This window comes from Mycobacterium sp. TY815, from assembly GCF_030755135.1.
Taxonomy (GTDB): domain Bacteria; phylum Actinomycetota; class Actinomycetes; order Mycobacteriales; family Mycobacteriaceae; genus Mycobacterium.
In genome coordinates this window covers 4229638-4248239 of sequence record NZ_JAUFRX010000001.1, presented here as the reverse complement: position 1 = coordinate 4248239, position 18602 = coordinate 4229638, and the positions used below count along the sequence as shown (strand labels likewise).

Sequence of the window (18602 nt, the reverse complement as noted above, 5' to 3'; positions counted from 1 at the left end):
TGGGTAGTTCTACTCGTCTCGGCGGGTAGCTCTACGGGCCGAGTCCGTCCGAGCCCTGCAGACCGGTGCGGCCGAAGTATTCGCCGCCGCTGCCACCGGCCCCGCCGTGTGCGGGATCGAAACCGCCACCGCCGGCGCCGCCATCGCCACCGTCGCCGACGAATTGCGCGCTGCCCCCGCTCCCGCCGGCACCCCCCGACCCGTTGACGGCAGAGGCTTCCCCACCCCGGCCCCCGTGGCCGCCGTTGCCGAACTGACCGCCGTCGCCGCCGTCGCCGCCGACCCCGCCGCGCAGAGCCGTGCCGGAACCGTAGCCGTCGCCGCCGGCCCCGCCCCAGCCGAAGTACTGACCGCCGTTTCCGCCGTTACCACCGTCACCGCCGCCCGCGGGACCGAAGGCGCCCGCTCCACCGGCACCGCCATTGCCGAACCAGCCGGCGTTACCGCCCTGGCCGCCCCAGCCGCCGGTCATGTTCGCCCCGCCCAGCCCGCCCTGCCCGCCGGCGCCGCCGTTACCGAACAACCATCCACCGGAACCACCGTTGCCGCCGGGCGGCGCGATCTTGTTGATCGCGGTGCTGGCTCCGCCCTGACCGCCATTGCCGCCATTGCCGATGAATCCCGCGGACCCGCCTCGGCCGCCGAACTGGCCCGGCCCGCCGGATCCGCCGTTGCCGCCGTTGCCCAACAACAGTCCGCCCGCTCCGCCGGCCTGGCCGGTTCCCGGTGCGCCGTCGGCTCCGTTACCGATCAGCGGACGGCCGGTGGCCGTCTGGACTGGCGCGTTGACGGCGTCGAGCAGGGCTTGTGGAGCGCGCTGCAGCAAAGCGGCGATGTTCGTCGACTCCGCGGCGGCATAGCTGCCGCTTGCGGCGCTGAGTGCTTGCACGAACTGCTCGTGGAAGACCGCCAACTGTGCACTTGCCAACCGGTAGGTCTGTGCGTTTCGGCCGAACGCCGCCGCGACGGCCGCCGACACCTCGTCGGCACCGGCGGCCAGCACGCGAGTCGCCGGACCGGCCGCGTTCGCGGCATCGAGTGCCACACCGATGCCGGCCACATCCGTCGCCGCGGCGGCCAGCAACTCCGGCACAGCCATCAGGTAGGACAACTGGTGGCCTCCGGCCTCACATTGGCGTCCCGTGCTGGGTCAGGGTGAAGAAAAGATAAGCAAGGCAAAACAGGAAGTTCAGCGCGACGAGCATCAGGGCGGCGCAGATGACCGCGTGGCGGCAGCGGCGCTGAAAATGCGTCGTTTTGGCGGACTTCTTCTCCCGCAGGTACTGGGTGGCGATCAGGGCGAAGTTGACGTCGGTCAACTCCCTGTCCGCGACCATCGTGCCGGTGGCCATCTGTTGCAGGCGCGTCGGCGGTATGTGGACGCCGACTTGCGCGAAGCGGCGGCTGAGCCGTCGCGCCTGCCTGCGGCCGAGATACTGACCTCGCATCTGTAGCTGGTGCGAGAGTCTCCGTCGTTCGTCGCCCCAAGGGTTCGACGGGGTCGTCACAAGCGGGAAGTCTATGTCCTACGTCACATTCTGGGGAACATAACGAATTCATTTCTTTGACGGATTTTGGTGAGGTCGGTTCACCGCAACTGTTCGGTGGGCACTGCGTAGCGCTGCTGATAGGCGCTCACCCGTTCCCGGACTTCCTCTGCGTTCAGGCCGGTGTCCGCCCAGGTGTAGCGACCGCGCCCGCCATCGCCCGGATGGGCTGCCAGGAAATCACGCATGCGCTGCTCGGCGTCTGGTGTCAGTTCGCGACCGAGTTTCTGATAGATGCCGCGGATCGTGGTCCAGGGGTCGTTGATGAAATCGGCGAAGTGGATGTCGATCACCCTGTCCGTGGGGATCCTGCCACTGTCGCGCAGCGCCATCTCGCGGTCGAGTCCGACGGCGATCTCCTCGTAGGACTGGGCCGCGCACTCGGCGATGTCGGGGTCGTCGCTGGCCATCCGGCGCAGGTGGCGAGTCAGCGCCGCGATCGATGAGATGACATTGAGGGGATCCCGGTGCGTCTGCACGATCAACGCGTCAGGGTACTCGGCGAACAGGGTGTCGAGCTGCCACAGGTGCGCCGGCGACTTCAGCAGCCACTGGCCCGAGACGCCAGACTGCAAGTGCTGCAGGAAGATTCGATGGAAACGGTAGGCACCGGTATGGTCGGCCTCATCGAGCAGCCAGCGGTAGTAGCCCGGTAGCCGGTACTGCACCGAAAAGATCATGCTGGTGAACTCGCTGGCGGTGATGCGGACGCATTCCTGCCCCACCAGGGCGCCCATCGGGTGAAACGCCATGAATCCGGGAATGATCTGCTCGGACATCTCGATCCCTGCCTGGCTGGCCGCGATGCGCGGATCGTCGTGGTAGGTCTCGGGCTGGGGCACCGGGCAGGGGGCGTCGACTTCCCAGGTCAGGGGTGCGCGCAGGCCGGGGTCCTGGGCCAGCAGGTCGTAGAGGATGGTGGTTCCGGTGCGGGGCTGGCCGACGATGAAGATCGGCGCGTCGATTCCCTTGCCGGCGATCTCGGGATGCTCTTTGCGCCAGGCGATCACGTCGAGCCGGTTCTTCAACGCACGCATCAGGTCGAGATAGGCGACCTCGACGCCGATGGGCGACAGTCGGGCATCACTGACCAGCCCCTCGGTGACCAGGTCGAGTCCGTGTTGCCAGCCGTCGTCTCCGAAGTCGTCGTGGCCGGTCTCCGTGCAGGCGGTGGCGATGAGTCGCTGCGGGTCGAATCGTTCCCGCAGGGTCACGACGGTTCGCCTTGCTTGCGCACCGAAACCGTGACATCGGGCGGGGACGGATTGTCCAGCCAGCGCAGGACGACGAAGCCCCGGTGGCGGCCACCGGTGTCCAGCCAGTGACCAAAACCGAAGTCCTGAGCCGAGATTGCGATGCGGACTCGGCCGTCGGCGTCAGGCTGGACACCGTGATTGGTCACCGAGCTGTGCCGACGGCGCGGCTCGAGGCACTCGTGCCAGATGCTCTCCAGGGTGACGTTCCAATAGCGGGTGTCCGGAGGCGCGATGTCGAGCACCAGCGCCTGATCGGGGTCGAGGCGGAAGGAGCCGATCATGTACAGGTTGTCGGGCGTGGTGTCGGCCGACCCCAGGTCGGCCGCCTCGGCGGTGAGCAGCGTGTTGGGGCGGTCGAGGAGCTCAGGCTTGATCGTGCGATGCAGGGTCACGAGCTTCATCAACGTCCACGCCATGGCGGTGAACTGTTCGGCGAGTTCGTGCTGAGTCAGCGGCGCCACCGGGTCGGGGTCGAGGACCTCGATATGCAGGGTGGCCAGCTGCTCGGCGGCACGGTCGCCGATGTACTCGCGAACGACGAGCGATGACGCGTCTTCGGGGATCTGCACCCAGTGGGCGCCGTCGGTGTCAGATGGTTCAACGGCAGACAGGATGATCGCGAATTCGTCTGAGCCCAAATCGGTGTCACTCAGATAACCGGCCATTCGCCGGGGCGTCAGGCCGGTGCCGGCGAGGATCTGGAAACCCAGATACGCGCTGGTGCCTCGGGTGCCGGTGATCCGGTAGCTGCGGTCGCCGCGGATCATCGCCAGGTAGTAATTGCCGTCTGGGTTGGGCCCGCCGATCATCCGGTTGGGCGTGGACATGTCGAAGAACGACGACAGCGCGGTGTCGGCCTCCACGGACAGTTGCGAACACAGCGATGACACCCGCGCGATAACCCGCAGTCCCTCCAGCAGTTCGCGCTCGGACTCGGCGTCCTCAGTCACGATATTGGTCGCGTTGACCACCATCTGCTGGAAGAACTGCCACGCGGAGAGCGCCTCCGACGCCTCGACTTGAGTCATAGTCTCATAATTAGACTATGTCTCAGCCGTTGGCCAGTACTTCGCGCGAATCGCTCTCCGAACGACGCCGGGCCGCTACACGTCAGCGCATCGCAGCCGCGGCCGCACAGCTGGTCGCCGACGTGGGTCTGGCGGGCGCGACGGTGGAGCGGATTGCCGACGCGGCCGATATCGGCCGGGCCACCTTCTTTCGCTACTTCAACTCCAAAGAAGACGCCGTCGCCGAAGGGGTGAATGTCCACTGGCTGGAGCGCATCACCTCCGCGCTGGCCGCTCAGCCGGCGGACTTGTCCGCCATCGACGCCGTGGTTGGCGCTTTTGGTGACCTTGCCGACGGCTTCGGCGAGATCGAGGACCAGATCCGAGAACTGGCAACCCTCACCCGATCCTCGGAAACGCTGGACGCATGGACGCTGCACATCTACGTGCGGTACGAGGCGGTGATCGCCGATCTGATCGCCCCGCGACTGCCCAAGTCAGCTCTCCCGGATCCCCGGCCCCGTCTGATCGGCGCGTTGGCAATGGCCGCCGTCCGGCTCGCCCTGGACGACTGGCTGCTGCACGGCGGGTCACTACCGGACCGGGTCCGTCAGGGTCTGGGCGCGATCACGATCGCATGAGCGATGCCACGATGAGTCGTGTCGTATGTTCGGCGCGCACGGGCGAATACCGTTGCGCATCAGACAGAATCGGGTAAATGACGCCGCCGACGATCGCGTCTGCCGCCGACTCGGCGGTGGCCTCGTCGATGTCGTCCGCCAACAGGCGACGGCGAACGCTGTCGTGCAGCGGCTTGCTGAACCCGGCGCGCAACCGGACGGCGGTGTCTTCGTGCTCCATTCCGGCTACGGTCAAGATCCGCAACATCGCCGAACCGCGGTCCGTCGTCAAGGTGGTGGCGAGCTTGCCCACCCACTCCACCAGGTCGGCGGCCAGATCGCCGGTGTGGTTCATCGACGCGAGGATCCGGTCGGCGTCTTCGAGCATGACGTCTGCCACCAGCGCGGGACGGCTGCGCCACCAGCGATAGATGGTCTGCTTACCCACTCCGGCCCGTGCGGCGACGGCCTCGATGGTCAGGCCGTCGAAACCGCGTTCCAGCAGCAGCTCACGGGTGGCGGCCACGATCGCCGTGCGCGACTTCTCGCTGCGGCGCCGGGGCGCCAGATCGGTGGGCATTACCTCGCCTTTACAGAACATGACCCGACAACGTAATCTTCGACAAGACGAGACGGTTCGTCTTGTAAGGGGAGAGGATAGCAGTCTGTGCGGCCAAAGCCGAGCCCTTGCCCTCCGGGCGTGACCCACCAGATTGCCGGGTCGGCGTCGTGGCACTAGGGCTGACCACGGAGCAGTCGGAGCTCGGTTCCGCGGTCGCGCAGTTCGCGGCCCGTCATGCCCCGATCGCCGCGACCCGGGACAGCTTCGAGGCACTCGCAGCCGGCAAACTGCCGCAGTGGTGGGAGGCGCTGGTAAGCAACGGTTTTCACGCTGTCCATCTGCCGGAACACCTGGGCGGCCAGGGTGGGCGGCTGATGGACGGCGCGTGCGTGCTGGAAGCTGCGGCCAAGGCACTACTGCCCGGCCCGTTGCTACCGACGGTGGCCGCAGGATCGGTCGCATTACTGGCAGACCCGACACCCGCCGCTGAATCGCTGTTGCGTCAACTCGCCACCGGCACGCCGGCCGCGGTCGTCCTGCCCGGCAACGGGGCATTCAGCGCGCGCCCCGTCGGGCAGGGTTGGGTGGTCTCCGGGGAGTCTGACGTCACCGCCGGCGTCTGCTCGGCGCAGATCATTCTGGTGGCGGCCGCCACCCCGGACGACGACGTCGTGTGGGTGGTCGTCGACCCCGAAAGTGGCTCGGCTGCAACGCAGCCCGAGGACGGGACGGACATCGTCACTGACGTCGGACGGCTGCGGCTGACCGAACACTCTGCCGCCGACGTGCTCACGGGCATCGAACCCGACCGCGCGGAGTGCCTGATGGCCGCCCTGGTGGCCAGCACGACGGCCGGCATCACGCAGTGGTGCGTCGAAGCGGTCACCGCGCACCTGCGTATCCGGGAACAGTTCGGAAAGGTGATCGGCACCTTCCAGGCGCTGCAGCACAGCGCGGCGATGTTGTTGATCAACAGCGAACTGGCCACGGCGGCGGCCTGGGACGCGGTGCGGGCCGCCGACGAGTCACTCGACCAGCACCGCATCGCCGCGGCCGGCGCCGCCGTGATCGCCATCTCGCCGGCCCCGGACCTGGTGCTGGACGCGCTGACGATGTTCGGTGCCATCGGCTTCACCTGGGAACATGACGTGCACCTGTACTGGCGTCGTGCCATCAGCCTGGCGGCATCGATCGGCCCGGCCAACCGGTGGGCACGCCGGCTGGGACAGCTGACCTGCGCTCAGCAGCGGGACATGTCGGTGAACCTGGGCGACGCCGACGCGGAATTCCGGACGCAAATCGCCCATACCTTGGACGCTGCAATGAAATTGCGCAACGACCAACCCGGCCGGCAGGGCGATTACGAAGACTTCAAGACCGGCCCGCAACGCACTCTGATCGCCGAGGCGGGTCTGATCGCACCACATTGGCCGCAGCCGTGGGGTGTCGACGCCGGCCCGCTGCGCCAACTCATCATCGACGATGAGTTCGCCAAGCGCCCGGGGCTGGTCCGGCCATCCCTCGGCATCGCCGAGTGGATCCTGCCATCGGTGCTCAAGGCTGCGCCGAAAGACCTGCAGGAGAAGCTGATACCGCCGACCCAGCGCGGCGAGATCGCGTGGTGTCAGCTGTTCAGTGAGCCCGGGGCCGGCTCCGATCTCGCCGCGCTCGCGACCCGCGCCACCAAGGTCGACGGCGGCTGGAACATCAACGGGCACAAGATCTGGACGTCCGTCGCGCACCGGGCGGACTTCGGCGCGCTGCTGGCCCGCACCGACCCGGCGGCCGGCAAACACCGCGGCATCGGCTATTTCATCCTCGATATGCGGTCCCCGGGGATCGAGATCCAGCCGATCAAGACCGCGACCGGCGAGGCGCACTTCAACGAGGTATTCCTCACCGACGTGTTCATACCGGACGACATGCTGCTCGGTGACCCGGTCGGTGGCTGGAACCTGGCAATCGCCACCATGGCCGAAGAGCGTTCGGCAATAAGCGGATACGTGAAGTTCGACCGTGCCGCCGCACTCCGCCGACTCGCATCCGAACCCGGACCCGACCGTGACGATGCGCTGCGCGCACTCGGCGAACTCGACGCGTACACCAACGCCATCAAGGCGCTGGGCGTGCGCGAAACCATCCGGCTGCTCGACGGCCAGCCGTCGGGACCGGCATCCAGCATTGCCAAGGTCGCGATGAATGTGTTGCTGCGGCGCACCTTTGAGGCGACGTTGCAGTTGACCGGGCGGCTGGCGATGGTCGCCGACTCCGATCCCGCCATCGTGGAGCCGTATCTGCACCTACCGGCCGAATTGATCGGCGGCGGGACCCGGGAGATTCAGCTGAACATCATCGCCCAGATGATCCTCGGCTTGCCACGAAAGTAGGAACCCAGCATGGGATTACGCGGTGAAGCGGCCATCGTGGGCTATGTCGAGCTGCCGCCCGAGCGGCTCAACAAGGCATCGCCGGCACCGTTCGTCCTCGAACAGTGGGCCGAACTGGCGGCGGCGGCACTCGACGATGCCGGCCTGTCCGGTGATGTGGTCAACGGCATCGCGTCCTCGCACCTGGCGGAGTCGCAAATCTTCGTCCCGTCGACCATCGCCGAATACCTGGGCATGCCAGCGAGATTCGCCGAACTGGTCGACCTCGGCGGAGCCAGCGCAGCCGCGATGGTGTGGCGCGCAGCCGCGGCGATCGAACTCGGCATCTGTGACGCCGTGCTGTGTGCGCTGCCGGCCCGTTACATCACTCCGTCCTCGAAGAAGAAGCCCCGTCCCTTGGTTGACGCCATGTTCTTCGGTTCGTCGAGCAACCAATACGGCTCTCCGCAAGCCGAATTCGAAATCCCGTACGGCAACCTCGGACAGAACGGCCCCTACGGTCAGGTCGCCCAGCGTTACGCTGCCGTCTACGGCTACGACGAGCGCGCGATGGCCAAGATCGTCGTCGACCAGCGGGTCAACGCCAATCACACCGAGGGTGCAATCTGGAAAGACAAGCCGCTTACCGTCGACGATGTACTGGCTAGCCCGGTGATCGCGGATCCGTTGCACATGCTGGAAATTGTGATGCCGTGTGTCGGTGGTGCGGCGGTGCTGGTGGCCAACGCCGACCTGGCCCGGCGGGCCAGGCATCGGCCGGTGTGGATCAAGGGATTTGGTGAGAACGTACCGTTCAAAACCCCGACCTATGCCGAGGACTTACTGAACACCCCGATGGCGGCCGCGGCTGACACCGCGTTCGCCATGACCGACCTCACTCGGGACCAGATGGACATGGTGTCGATCTACGACTGCTACACGATCACCGTGATGCTCTCTTTGGAGGACGCCGGCTTCTGCGACAAGGGCACCGGTCTGAAGTTCATCGCCGAACACGACCTCACGTTCCGCGGCGATTTCCCGCTCAACACTGCCGGCGGCCAACTCGGCTTCGGCCAAGCGGGATTGGCCGGTGGTATGCACCATGTCTGCGATGCCACTCGTCAGATCATGGGGCGGGGCGGCGCCGCGCAGGTCGCCGACTGCAATCGTGCTTTCGTGTCGGGCAACGGCGGGATTCTGTCCGAACAGACCGCGCTCGTTCTGGAGGGGGATTGACGATGAAGTTCGACCGCCCGATGCCCGTCAAGACGCCGACCACGGCACCGTTCTGGGATGCACTTGCCCAGCACCGCATCGAGATTCAATACTCGCCGTCGACGCAGAGCTACGTGTTCTATCCACGGGTCCGGGCGCCGCGCACCCTGGCCGACGACCTGGAATGGCGCGAGATCTCCGGCATAGGAACGCTGTATTCCTACACGGTCGCGCGCCGGCCGGTCAGCCCGCACTTCGCCGATGCGGTGCCTCAACTGCTGGCCATTGTCGAATGGGACGAAGGCCCACGGTTTTCCACCGAGATGGTGAACGTGGAGCCCGAGGCGCTGCGGGTCGGCATGCGGGTGCGGCCGGTGTTCTGCGACTACCCCGACGACGACGTCACCATGCTGCGCTACGAGCCCGCCTAACCCTGCCGAGCAGTCGCAAAATCGCGCTTACCCGTGGCGATTTGTGCGATCTTGCGTCTGCTCGCGAGCGGGAGGCGCCCCCAGCTCGCGCAGTATTGGTTACATTTGCGCCCAGACGATCTTGGTCTGCAGGTAGGTCTCCAGCCCGGCCTTGCCGGACTCGTAGCCCCACCCGGACTGCTTGTAGCCACCGAACGGCATGGAGTGGTCGAATTGCATCTGGCAGTTCAGGCCCACCGTTCCGGCCTTGAGCCGCTTGGCGATTCGGTGCGCACGGCCCAGGTCGCGGGTCCACGCGGTGGCGGCCAGGCCGTAGGTGCTGTCGTTGGCCAGGGCCACCGCCTCGTCCTCGTCGTCGAAGGGGATGACCGCGACCACCGGCCCGAAGATCTCCTCCTGGAACAGACGGCTGGTGGTGGCGACGTTCGTCAGCACGGTGGGGCGGACGAAATACCCTTTGCGGTCAACGCGATTCCCACCGGTGACGACCTCGACACCGTCAGAACGGCCCTGGTCGAGATAGCCCAGCACCCGGGTGAGTTGCTTCTGGCTGATCAGCGGACCGATCAAACTGCCTTCGTCCTTCGGGCCGCCCTGCGGCAGCCCGTCCGCCACCTTCGCCAGGCCGTCCACGAACTGGTCGAAGACGCCGCGCTGCACGAAGATTCGGGATCCGCACACACAGGCCTGGCCGGAGTGGATGAAGGTGCCGAAGGCCGCCATTGGGACGGCTTTGGACAGGTCGGCGTCGTCGAAGACCACTACCGGCGATTTTCCGCCCAGTTCCAAAGTGACCTTTTTAAGGTTGCTTTCACCGGCCGCGTGCACGATAGCCCGGCCCACCTCCGTAGACCCGGTGAAGGCGACCTTCTCGACGTCGGGGTGCGCGGTGATCGCCGCGCCCGCGGTGTGTCCGTTGCCCAGCACCAGATTCGCGACGCCCTCGGGCACGCCGGCCTCGTGCAGGATGTTGTCCAGGACCAGCGCCGACAATGGCGTCTCCTCAGCGGGTTTGACCACACTGCTACATCCCGCCGCCAGGGCCGGAGCGAGCTTGCAGCAGAAATTGAAGACCGGCCCGTTCCACGGGAAGATCAGGCCGACCACGCCGTAGGGCTCTTTGAGGGTGTAGGCGTGCTGGTGGGAGTCGATGCCGGTGAGGCCGCCGGTGTGCACGTCGGCCGCGATGCCCTCGATCTTGGTGCACCAGCCGGCGTAGTACCGGAAGAACTCCGACCCGACGGTCACGGTGCCCTGAGCCTGCAGCGGTGTCATGCCGGCGTTGAGCGATTCGAGCTCGGCCAGCAGTTCGGCGTTCTGGTCGATGAGTTCGCCGACGCGCCACAGGATCTTGGCCCGCTCGCTGGGCGGCTTGTCCCGCCAGACGCCGGACTCGAAGGACGCCTTGGCGCGGGCGACGGCGTCGTCGACGGCCTCGGGGCCGCAGTCCTTGAACTCGGTGACCTGCTCCTCGGTGGCGGGATCGACAACCGTGATCACCTCGCCGGTGCCGGGACGCTCCCGGATCTCGTCCAAAACGGCCTGGACCGTCATCGCTACTCCTCCTTGAGTATCTGACTCGTCACCGTGAGGTTATGCGCTTAACCAACCGGTGTCCAGAGTTGAGATAGTCGATCGGCTAGGTGTCATGTCGAGGAGCGCACGACGACGCGCGCGATGTCGGTGATGTCCGGAGACGGCGGGGCCGGATAGCCGAGCCGTTCGTAGATGGCGGCGATCGCGGCGTCGGCCACCGCGCGCGGATCGAATTGCACCGAGGTCAACGGCGGCGTGCTCACCTCGCCCATGGGGCTGGCGTCGACGCCGATCACCGCGAGATCGCCGGGACACTGCAGTCCCGCCCGATGGATTCCGTACAGGACCAGACAGGCGATGTCGTCGCTCTGCGCGCACACCGCCGTCACGCCGTCGCGCACCCAACCGGCGACCACGTCGGCGGCATTGTCGACGGTGACGGTGGCGACGCGCACCGGCGGCAGGCCGCGCGATTGCGTCGCGCGTAATACGCCTTCGAGCCAATAGTCACCCAGCGCGCGCCACTTGGCGGTACCACCGTAGGCGTAGGCGAGTTGCTGGTGGCCCCGCGAGACGAGGTGTGCGACCCGCATTTCGCCCACCGCCAGGTGGGGATCACCCAGGGCGGGCAGGCTACCGATGTCGATGTGGGGTATTCCGGCTTCCTTGACCGCTTGTGCGGCGGCCTCACTGAGGGGGAACAGGCTCGCTATCGCGACCGGGTCGAGATTCTCGATGGCGTCGACGACGTGATGGTCGTCCTCGGTTTCGAAGATCTGAACCTGCAGCAGGCCGAGTCGCGCGAGTTCCGTGGTCATGCGGCTGCCGGCCTGCATCGGCATGTCGCCGACCGCCACATGTGGGACGACGTAGAGCACGACGCCGCCTTTGCCCCGGGCGAGGTTGCGGGCCGCGAGGTTCGGGCGGTAGCCGAGCAATTTCGCGGCTCGGTTGACCGCGTCGCGGGTCTGGGGCGAGATCCTACGTCCCTCGGCGTTGTTCAGCACGTAGCTGACGGTGGCGGTCGATACCTCGGCCAGGCGGGCGACATCGGCGGTGGTGGGGCGCGCGCTTTTGCCCGTACGCAACGCGTCGCCCTCTGGCACCGGCATGCCTCATGGTGGCACGCGTGTCAACGTTCGGTGGCATGGTCGCCGCACCTGCGGTGGAATCGACCTGGCTTTCGTTTCGACGCGGGCGGCTAGGCGTGGTTTGCCGCTACCCCCGGGCGCTCCGACATCGGCGGCCGCTGAAGTTGGAGGACGGCAAGATGGCGGAGGTGCCGCGGGAGTGGCTGGGCAGTATTGAATTAGCAGATTTAACAGCACTTTTCGTGTTGCAGGGCCACGAGAATCCGCCGTATCCCTTCATGTCGTCGGCTCCTGACGCGGCGAGCTTGGCATCGGTCTCCCACCGCTTCAGCGACGGCGATTTGAGCGTCTTTCGGACATGGGTGAAGGCCTACCAGGATGCCGATATATGGCTCGAGTGCCGCTTACTCCACAACCGCGACGACATCCCTGATATTCGGATACTCGCCTATCGCGCAGATCAATCGGGTTTCTTTGCGTCGCAGCGCCCGCACGAGGACGTCGTTGATGTGTACCAGCTGTCGCCCTACGACCTCGGGCCGGCAGTGGCAGCCTCAATCGGCTCGACCGGACCGGGATCGCGAGGGCGCATCGTCATTCCCAAATACGAGAACTATTTTGGTGGACCCTCGCCCGACGATGAAGACGACTATGAGGTGTCCGTCATGCGTCCGGTCAGAGACTCGCGGGGCAGCAGCGAGGGTGCCGAATTCGGACGTGGCGGCGTTGGCAACGATTCAATCTCGCTGCCGGCCCGCAAGGTCGTGGGGGGTCGACTGGGACAGCCCGTGCCTTGTCTGGGTGCATATCAACGATGACGGCGATTACATCTACGATCGGGATTTCAGTTACGCCGAGGCCGCGACGGAAAGCAAACTGTCCGAGCGGATCGATGAATTGATTGCACGCGACGTCGCGGTGCTGCGCCAGCTCCGCGGATCGCGGTGAGTCATGCGGAGCTTCCGGGCGGCCAGCCGGGGCTCGGCGGCAGGGTCGGCGGCGGCGTGGGACGGGGTTTGTCGTCGCGCGGCCAATCGGCCGGTGTGCCCGGTGCCCATTTGCGGCATTTCGGGTACCACTCGCGCGTGGTCGCCTCGTCCATCTCCTCGCTGTTCGGTGTGGCGACCCAGGTACCGAAGACATTGTTGACCGGGAGCCGCGCCGGACCTTTCTGGTCCTTGCTCGGCGCGCGTTGCTGCTCGAGCGATAAAGCCGGGTCTGCTCCGAAGGTGAGCTGGCGAGCGGAGCCGAAGGGCTCGGATCCGACACCACTGTATTGGTCGCCCACTTCGACCGCGGTAAGCGACCGGTAGTCGCAGTACACAGCGTGGTAACGGTCACCGTCGCGGCGGATATCGATGACTTCATACACGACGGTGCCCAGGATGGGTTTGCCCTCGGCTGCGGCTCCGCCCACCCGGTCGGGGTCAATCACGTTATTGAAGGCGCGGGCGAAGCCGGGAAATCCGCCGGCCTCGATCGCGCTCATCCCATGGCCGTGGGTGAGTATTGCCCGTTCTTCGGATTCGACGAAGGCGCGCAGAAAGGTGGCTTCCGGCGACATGAGATCGAGGACGCCGTTGTCGACCCACTGGACCGTGAACTGAATGGGGGAATCGGCCGTTGCTGACGTAGTTGCTGGCGATCGCGTGGGCGCGGCCGTCCCGCTACTGCATCCGGCAATCACGACGATCGAAGCCAAGCACCCTACGGCCCGTTCAAGCGATGTCAGCATGTGCTGTCAGTCGGATCATGCGGAGTTTCCGGGCGGCCAGCCGGGGCTCGGCGGCAGGGTCGGCGGCGGCGTGGGACGGGGTTTGTCGTCGCGCGGCCAACCGGCCGGTGTGCCCGGTGCCCATTTGTGGCATTTCGGGTACCACTCGCGGGCGGTCGCGTCGTCCATATTTTCGCTATCCGGCGTGGCCACCCAAGTGCCGAAGACATTGTCGACCGGGGCGCGTGCCGGGCCTTTCTGGTCCTTGCTTGGCGCGCGTTGCTGGTCGGGTTGCAGGGCTGGGTCTGGGCCGAACGTGAACTCGCGGGCGGAGGTAAGAGGTTCTGCTCGCGCCCCGCTGTATTGCTCGCCGATTTTGAACCCGATCATTGAGCGATTGTCACAGTAAATGACATGGTAATGGTTATCCTCACGCCGGAAGTCAACAATTTCGAACACCATTGTCCCAAGCAAAGGGGATCCAACGTCCGCTGCGACTCCGCCTACCCAATCGGGATTTGTCGCAGCATTGAAGGCGTGGGCAAAGCCCGCAAATCCCCCCGCCTCGATCGCGGCCATCCCGTGCCCGTGAGTGAATCCGGCCCGCTGTTGCGATTCAACGAACGCGCGCACAAAGGTTGCTTCTGGTGACATCAGATCGACGACGCCATTGTCGACCCACTGGACGGTGAAGTGAACGGGAGATTCGGCAGGCGTCGAACTCGTCGTTGCGGGCGATCGGGTCGGCGCGCTGGCATCGCTGCCGCATGCGGTGACCATGATGATTGAAACCAATATGGTGATGGCCCGACGCGCGCTAATCAACATTCGCTACCACTTGGTGTGCTGGGTGCCGTCGTTGTTGATCGCATTGTCAAATGCTGGCTTGTTGAATACGTCGGGTTTGACGACCCTGTTGAAGTCCTGCACAAATGTCTCTGGGTTGCCATTGATCGCGTCGTAGTCCAGAGCGGGCCCACCTTCGGTATGGATCACATAAGGCGCAATTGTCGGCTTGTAGGCAAGCGCCGGATTGCGTTGAAGAAGTCCTTCCAGGATTGCGCTGGTCTCACGGATGGTGTTGCTGCCCATCCCCCGAGACTCCACATAGTCGTGCAAGAAATCGTCCCCGGCGATGTTCACCGTATTCGGCATCGGTCCCCCGTCTGGCTTCAGCCACGGCGCCAGCGCATTCTCCAGAGCGACAGGTACCTTGACTTCGGGAATCAATCCCGCGATACCACTCAATGAGCCTTGGCCCATCGATCGTTCCCCTTTATGCACGTCTGTAAGAACCCTACCAGCGGATTTAGGTCAAATAGGCGACGTTCGGGGTGTGCGGAGAGCTGTCCTCACCAAAGGCGAAGCCAGGTTAACGGTGCGCATCTGCCACCCCGCACGTCCACGGACTCCCGTACTAATAGTCCGTCAGATCTGCTTGCGGGTGATGTCAACCGGACTGCGGCGGCAGCAGTTTTTTAGGCGAAACATTCACTGGATCCCAGCCGTGACACCAGTCGCAATGACTGCCATGCTTATCTATTAGTCACTCAACGGGGAGCCCAGGATGAACAAAGACGACCTGATCCTGATCAGCGTTGACGACCACATCGCCGAACCGGCTGACATGTTCGACGCGCACGTCCCGGCCAAGTACAAGCACCTCGCACCCCGGGTGGTGATCGAACCCGACGGCGTTCAGCAGTGGTACTACGGCGACATTCGCGGCCGGAACATGGGCCTGAACGCCGTCGCCGGCAAACCCCGCGAGATGTACAACGTCGATGCCTCCCGCTACGACGAGATGCGCCCGGGCTGCTTCAACGTCGACGAGCGAGTGCGCGACATGAACGCCGGCGGCCAGCTGGCCGGCCTCAACTTCCCGAATTTCACCGGCTTCTCCGGCCAGGTGCTCAACCAGGGGCCTGACCGCGACGTCAACCTGGTGATGATCAAGGCCTACAACGACTGGCACGTCGACGAATGGTGCGGCGCCTACCCCGGCCGGTTCATCCCGTGCGGCATCCTGCCGCTCTACGATGTCGCCGAAGCTGCCAAGGAAGTGAAACGTCTGGCGGACAAGGGTTGTCATGCGGTCACATTCTCGGAGAATCCAGAAGCGTTGCAGATGCCCAGCATTCACACTAAGTACTGGTATCCGCTGTTCGAGGCGGTCTGCGAGAACAGCACGGTGCTGTGCACCCATGTCGGCTCGGCCTCCCGCTCGCCGATGGTGTCGATCGACGCGCCCGCCAGTGTGATGATGACGGCCTCGTCGATGATGAGCATGTTCACCTTCACCGAACTCATCTGGGCGCAGTTCTGGGCTGACTTCCCGGAGCTGAAGTTCTCGCTCACCGAAGGCGACATCGGCTGGATGCCGTACTTCCTGTGGCGCGCCGAGCATGTCTACCAACGTCATTCGGGCTGGACGCTGGCCGAATTCCCGCCGGGTTACGCCGGACCTCTCGACGTGTTCCAGCGTCACTTCTACACCTGCTTCATCAGCGACAAGGTCGGCGTGCGCAACATGGACTGGTTCAACGAGGACATGGTGTGTTGGGAGTCCGATTTCCCGCATTCGGACAGCAACTGGCCGTTCGCACCGGAGGATGTCATCGCCACCATGGGCCACCTCGACGACGTTGTCATCAACAAGGTCACCCACGAAAATGCGATGGCCGCTTATTCATTCGACCCGTTCCGGCACATACCCCGCGAACATGCCCGCGCCGGGTATCTCCGCGGGCAAGCCGCTGACGTCGACGTGGTGACCCACGTCGGCCATCAAGCCAGCCAGCGCGACCGCGACGCGTGGACCCGGATGACGACCTTCGCCCTGCAGGCCCAGGGCGCCACACCGGTGACCGTGGAAGCACCCGGTATCGCCGGGCGTGCCACGACGCTGGGTAACTGAGCGTGCCGCATCAACCGCCGTTCACCGGGTGGCGCGTGCTCGAGTTGTCCAATGGAATCGCGGCCGCCTATGCGGGAAAGATGTTCGCCGACGCCGGGGCTGACGTCGTCAAAATCGAGAGTGAGCAGGGAGATTCACTACGGTGGTGGTCGGCCGGAGGCGGACCGCCCGGCGCCCTGTTCGACTACCTGGCCGCCGGCAAGAAATCGGTGCTGGACGACGCCCGCGCGGCCCTGCTGGCCGGCGCGGACGTGGTGATCACCGACCTCACCGACGGATGGACCCTGGACGGCCTTGCGGCGCAGACAGATTCGTCGTCGGTGCTAGTTGCCGTCACGCCGTTCGGCACGACCGGACCCTACGTCGACGATCAGGTCCTGGCCAATGAGTTCATCCTGCAGGCGCTTTCCGGCTCGATCGCCAGCCGCGGGTGGCCGGGGGACGAACCCGTGCAGGCGGGTGGGCGGCTGGGCGAATGGCTGGCCGGCACCTTCGTGGCGGCGGTTACCGCGGCCACCGCGCGTCACGCCGCACGCACCGGACACGGTGAGATCATCGACGTCTCCACCTATGAGGCGATGGCCATCGCGATGGGCGGCCTGCCCGCGATGTCCGCGAGCGTCATGGGCGTGGACTCCCAAATGACCTCCCGCAGCCTGGAACTCCCGTCGATCGTCCCCACCGCCGACGGGCTGGTCGGCTTCTGCACGATCACCGCACAACAGTTTCAGGATTTCCTTGTCCTGATTGACCGCGCCGACCTGCTGGACGACGCCCACCTGGCCTCCATCGAAGGGCGCATCGCGCGTCGCGACGAGTTCCTGAACATGGTCACGCAGTGGACCGAAACCCGCACCACCCAGGAGATCGTCGACCTTGCCGTGGCCTTCCGCATCCCGGTTGCGCCGATCGGTACCCCCGCGGCACTGGCGAAAGTCGACCACTTCGTCCAACGGGGTGTCTTCGTGAAATCCGAACTCGGCGTGCTGCAACCCCGGGTGCCCTACCGCGGTGACACCATCACCACCACAACCGGCGGCCGGGCGCCGCGACTCGGCGAACACAGCGGAGAAATCGACTGGCCTCCGCGCCCCGTCAGTGGCGGCTTCCGGGACGACCCGGGTGCACTTCCCTTGTCCGATATCCGGGTAGCCGACCTGACCGCGTTCTGGGCCGGGCCGGTCGCCACGCAGTTCCTCGGCGCCCTCGGCGCCGACGTCGTCAAGGTCGAAGGCGTGCGACGCCCGGACGGCATGCGGTTCTCCGCGGGCCGGCCCCCCAGTTGGGACCAGTGGTGGGAGTGGGGACCGGTTTTCCTGTGCAGCAACAACAACAAGCGCGGCGTCAGCATCGAGCTCGGAACCGAAGCCGGGCGCACGGTCGCGCTGAAACTGATTGCCGCCAGCGATCTCGTCATCGAGAACTTCTCGCCGCGGGTGATGGAGAACTTCAACCTGCAATGGGATGTCGTCAGCGCCGCGAATCCCCGGGCCATCATGGTGCGCATGCCGGCCTTCGGGCTGGACGGCCCCTGGCGCGACCGGGTGGGGTTCGCCCAGACGATGGAGCAGGCGACGGGGATGGCGTGGATCACCGGTCACGCCGAGGGTCCGCCGGTCATTCCGCGCGGTGTGTGCGACCCGATCGCCGGACTGCATGCCGCCTTCGCCGCTGTGGCGGCACTAGTGGTCCGTGACCGGGACGGGACCGGTGTGCAGGTGGAATCCACGATGGTGGAGGCGGCACTGAACGTGGCCGCCGAGATGCTGATTGAATACTCGCGCGACGGCATTGAACTACGGCGGCAAGGCAATCGCGGCCCCGGCGCCACCCCGCAGGGCGTGTACCGCTGCCTGGGCGATGACGAATGGGTGGCGCTCGCGGCGATCGGAGGGACCGCCCGCGAGGCGCTGGCCGCGGTCATCGACCGGCCCGAACTTGGACCCGACGAAACCAGCTGGCGGGAACGAGACGACGAGATCGACAAACTGATCACCGACTGGGCGGCGCGCCGCACGGTGCCGGACGCGGTCCGCGTGCTGCGTTCGGCCGGCGTGGCCGCAGCGCCGGTCAGGGCACCGGCCGGCCTGCTCACCGATGCGCACCTGCTCGCCAGGGGCTTCTGGGAACGCGTCGATCATCCGGTCGCGGGTTCGTTTCTGTGCACCGGGATGCCGTTCACGTTCATTGGCAAACCGCGGCGTTGGATTCACCGGGTTTCCCCGCTCTATGGCGCGGACACCAATCAGGTGTTGACCGAAATCGGATACTCCCCAGACGATCTCGCCGCATTGACCAACTCGAAGATCACGTCAGCACGTCCGGCGGGCCTGTGAC

Annotated in this window: 17 protein-coding genes and 1 pseudogene; 8 read left to right on the top strand and 10 right to left on the bottom strand. The window is 65.8% G+C overall.

Annotated elements, in window-relative coordinates:
- Positions 1-43: 43 nt before the first annotated feature.
- The 4 genes and pseudogenes from QXK92_RS18490 to QXK92_RS18475 form a co-directional block, all read right to left on the bottom strand.
- Positions 44-1111 (bottom strand): annotated as a pseudogene (locus QXK92_RS18490) (PE family protein); the annotation flags it as partial.
- Positions 1112-1127: 16 nt separating this feature from the next.
- A complete protein-coding gene (locus QXK92_RS18485) occupies positions 1128-1508 on the bottom strand; it encodes a hypothetical protein (RefSeq protein WP_306243600.1) in 381 nt (126 codons plus the stop codon).
- Between the two features lie 80 nt (positions 1509-1588).
- The gene (locus QXK92_RS18480) at positions 1589-2761 is read right to left on the bottom strand and encodes a sulfotransferase (RefSeq protein ID WP_306243598.1); all 1173 of its coding nucleotides are present in this window, start codon (positions 2759-2761) and stop codon (positions 1589-1591) included.
- Complete coding sequence (locus tag QXK92_RS18475; RefSeq protein ID WP_306243596.1) at positions 2758-3831, bottom strand: DUF1214 domain-containing protein; 1074 nt, start codon at positions 3829-3831, stop codon at positions 2758-2760. The genes QXK92_RS18480 and QXK92_RS18475 overlap by 4 nt, the downstream gene beginning before the upstream one ends.
- 17 nt (positions 3832-3848) lie before the next feature.
- On the opposite strand from QXK92_RS18475, the gene QXK92_RS18470 reads away from it, so the two are divergent.
- The gene (locus QXK92_RS18470; protein WP_306243594.1) at positions 3849-4451 is read left to right on the top strand and encodes a TetR family transcriptional regulator; all 603 of its coding nucleotides are present in this window, start codon (positions 3849-3851) and stop codon (positions 4449-4451) included.
- Here the strand turns inward: QXK92_RS18470 and QXK92_RS18465 are convergent.
- Complete coding sequence (locus QXK92_RS18465) at positions 4438-5010, bottom strand: TetR/AcrR family transcriptional regulator (protein ID WP_306243592.1); 573 nt, start codon at positions 5008-5010, stop codon at positions 4438-4440. The two genes, QXK92_RS18470 and QXK92_RS18465, sit on opposite strands and share 14 nt — an antisense overlap.
- Positions 5011-5159: 149 nt before the next feature.
- Between QXK92_RS18465 and QXK92_RS18460 the strand changes: the two genes are divergently transcribed.
- From QXK92_RS18460 to QXK92_RS18450, 3 genes are read left to right on the top strand one after another with little or no spacing between them, the layout of a single operon-like run.
- Positions 5160-7379, top strand: coding sequence for an acyl-CoA dehydrogenase (locus tag QXK92_RS18460; protein ID WP_306243590.1), 2220 nt, complete (start codon positions 5160-5162; stop codon positions 7377-7379).
- Positions 7380-7388: 9 nt separating this feature from the next.
- On the top strand, positions 7389-8597 hold the full coding sequence (locus QXK92_RS18455; RefSeq protein WP_306243588.1) for a thiolase family protein: 1209 nt from the start codon (positions 7389-7391) through the stop codon (positions 8595-8597).
- A gap of 2 nt (positions 8598-8599) precedes the next feature.
- Positions 8600-9007: a Zn-ribbon domain-containing OB-fold protein gene (locus QXK92_RS18450; protein ID WP_306243586.1), complete on the top strand. Its 408-nt coding sequence runs from the start codon at positions 8600-8602 to the stop codon at positions 9005-9007.
- 99 nt (positions 9008-9106) lie between these two features.
- Here QXK92_RS18450 and QXK92_RS18445 read toward each other — a convergent pair whose 3' ends face one another.
- Together QXK92_RS18445 and QXK92_RS18440 are read right to left on the bottom strand one after the other, a co-directional pair.
- Complete coding sequence (locus tag QXK92_RS18445; RefSeq protein ID WP_306243584.1) at positions 9107-10561, bottom strand: aldehyde dehydrogenase; 1455 nt, start codon at positions 10559-10561, stop codon at positions 9107-9109.
- A 92-nt stretch (positions 10562-10653) separates the two neighbouring features.
- Positions 10654-11655: a LacI family DNA-binding transcriptional regulator gene (locus QXK92_RS18440; RefSeq protein ID WP_306243582.1), complete on the bottom strand. Its 1002-nt coding sequence runs from the start codon at positions 11653-11655 to the stop codon at positions 10654-10656.
- A gap of 17 nt (positions 11656-11672) precedes the next feature.
- Between QXK92_RS18440 and QXK92_RS18435 the strand changes: the two genes are divergently transcribed.
- Positions 11673-12452 (top strand): hypothetical protein, encoded by a 780-nt coding sequence (locus QXK92_RS18435; protein WP_306243580.1) that lies wholly within the window; start codon positions 11673-11675, stop codon positions 12450-12452.
- Positions 12436-12582 carry a hypothetical protein gene (locus QXK92_RS18430; RefSeq protein ID WP_306243578.1) on the top strand — a complete coding sequence of 49 codons (147 nt, stop codon included), beginning with the start codon at positions 12436-12438 and terminating at the stop codon, positions 12580-12582. Before QXK92_RS18435 ends, QXK92_RS18430 begins: the two co-directional genes overlap by 17 nt.
- A gap of 1 nt (position 12583) precedes the next feature.
- Here QXK92_RS18430 and QXK92_RS18425 read toward each other — a convergent pair whose 3' ends face one another.
- The 3 genes from QXK92_RS18425 to QXK92_RS18415 all read right to left on the bottom strand — a co-directional run bounded on the left by QXK92_RS18425 (position 12584) and on the right by QXK92_RS18415 (position 14611).
- Positions 12584-13198 carry a hypothetical protein gene (locus QXK92_RS18425; protein ID WP_306243576.1) on the bottom strand — a complete coding sequence of 205 codons (615 nt, stop codon included), beginning with the start codon at positions 13196-13198 and terminating at the stop codon, positions 12584-12586.
- Between the two features lie 186 nt (positions 13199-13384).
- Positions 13385-14176, bottom strand: coding sequence for a hypothetical protein (locus QXK92_RS18420; RefSeq protein WP_306243574.1), 792 nt, complete (start codon positions 14174-14176; stop codon positions 13385-13387).
- Positions 14177-14179: 3 nt separating this feature from the next.
- A complete protein-coding gene (locus QXK92_RS18415) occupies positions 14180-14611 on the bottom strand; it encodes a hypothetical protein (protein ID WP_306243572.1) in 432 nt (143 codons plus the stop codon).
- A gap of 304 nt (positions 14612-14915) precedes the next feature.
- Here QXK92_RS18415 and QXK92_RS18410 point away from each other — a divergent pair, with 304 nt between their 5' ends.
- Both QXK92_RS18410 and QXK92_RS18405 read left to right on the top strand, forming a co-directional pair.
- Positions 14916-16265 (top strand): amidohydrolase family protein, encoded by a 1350-nt coding sequence (locus tag QXK92_RS18410; protein ID WP_306243571.1) that lies wholly within the window; start codon positions 14916-14918, stop codon positions 16263-16265.
- 2 nt (positions 16266-16267) lie between these two features.
- A complete protein-coding gene (locus QXK92_RS18405) occupies positions 16268-18601 on the top strand; it encodes a CoA transferase (RefSeq protein WP_306243569.1) in 2334 nt (777 codons plus the stop codon).
- Position 18602: the final 1 nt, after the last annotated feature.

Coding starts and splice junctions, on each gene's coding strand:
- QXK92_RS18445 (WP_306243584.1), bottom strand. CDS start 10,561: ATGACGGTCCAGGCCGTTTTGGACGAGATCCGGGAGCGTCCCGGCACC.
- QXK92_RS18420 (WP_306243574.1), bottom strand. CDS start 14,176: ATGTTGATTAGCGCGCGTCGGGCCATCACCATATTGGTTTCAATCATC.
- QXK92_RS18410 (WP_306243571.1), top strand. CDS start 14,916: ATGAACAAAGACGACCTGATCCTGATCAGCGTTGACGACCACATCGCC.
- QXK92_RS18470 (WP_306243594.1), top strand. CDS start 3,849: ATGTCTCAGCCGTTGGCCAGTACTTCGCGCGAATCGCTCTCCGAACGA.
- QXK92_RS18465 (WP_306243592.1), bottom strand. CDS start 5,010: ATGCCCACCGATCTGGCGCCCCGGCGCCGCAGCGAGAAGTCGCGCACG.
- QXK92_RS18475 (WP_306243596.1), bottom strand. CDS start 3,831: ATGACTCAAGTCGAGGCGTCGGAGGCGCTCTCCGCGTGGCAGTTCTTC.
- QXK92_RS18455 (WP_306243588.1), top strand. CDS start 7,389: ATGGGATTACGCGGTGAAGCGGCCATCGTGGGCTATGTCGAGCTGCCG.
- QXK92_RS18425 (WP_306243576.1), bottom strand. CDS start 13,198: ATGTCGCCGGAAGCCACCTTTCTGCGCGCCTTCGTCGAATCCGAAGAA.
- QXK92_RS18440 (WP_306243582.1), bottom strand. CDS start 11,655: ATGCCGGTGCCAGAGGGCGACGCGTTGCGTACGGGCAAAAGCGCGCGC.
- QXK92_RS18415 (WP_306243572.1), bottom strand. CDS start 14,611: ATGGGCCAAGGCTCATTGAGTGGTATCGCGGGATTGATTCCCGAAGTC.
- QXK92_RS18450 (WP_306243586.1), top strand. CDS start 8,600: ATGAAGTTCGACCGCCCGATGCCCGTCAAGACGCCGACCACGGCACCG.